The organism is Vibrio sp. 1249-1 (assembly GCF_033340495.1).
This window is the reverse complement of the sequence record NZ_JAWOWJ010000404.1, coordinates 1-779: the sequence shown is the minus strand read 5'-3', so window position 1 is coordinate 779 and position 779 is coordinate 1. Positions and strand designations below refer to the sequence as shown.

1 protein-coding gene is annotated in these 779 nt (G+C 51.9%); it reads left to right on the top strand.

Annotation, left to right across the window (positions count from 1 at the left end):
- Positions 1-779 (top strand): tandem-95 repeat protein (locus tag R7Z50_RS26655; RefSeq protein ID WP_318149635.1); only part of this gene is annotated, 779 nt, incomplete at both ends.

Here is a 779-nt window from a genome sequence, read left to right as displayed (position 1 = left end):
GGCACGGTCTCAGTCAACCCGGATGGCAGCGTGACCTACACGCCGAACGATAACTACCATGGTACAGACAGCTTCACCTACATCGTCACGTCGGGTGGGGTCAGTGAGTCCACCACGGTGAACGTCGATGTCACACCAGTGAATGATGCGCCAGTGGCGACCAATGACACGGCGATTACTGATGAAGACACGCCAGTGACGATTGATGTCTTGCCAAACGGTACTGACATCGATGGTGATACGTTAAGCATTGATTCGGCGTCTGTGCCGAGTGAGCAAGGGACAGTCGAGATTGTTGATGGCAAGTTGGTCTTCACACCAGCTGAGAACTTCAATGGTGATGCCGAAATCACTTACACGATTACTGATGGTGCACTGACTGACCAAGCAACGGTCAACGTCACCGTAAATGCGGTGAACGACGCGCCTGTGGTTGAAAGCAGCATTGCAGACCAAACCTTGGCAGAAGACTTTACGCCATACAGCATCGATCTGAATACGGCCTTCAGTGATGTGGATAACGTGGATGGCGAGTTAACGTTTAGCGTCTCTGGTAATAGCAACATTCAAGTGGCGATCGTCAATGGTATTGCTACGTTCACTCCAACGGCAGACTGGAACGGCTCAGAAGCATTGACCTTTACGGCGACCGATCCAAGCGGCGAAAGCGTTAGCCAAACGGTGAACTTCACGGTTGCGCCTGTGGCGGACATCGTGGCAGATAAAGCGACGGTTGTGGAAGATACGCCAACCATCATTAAGGTCTTAGATAACGACAC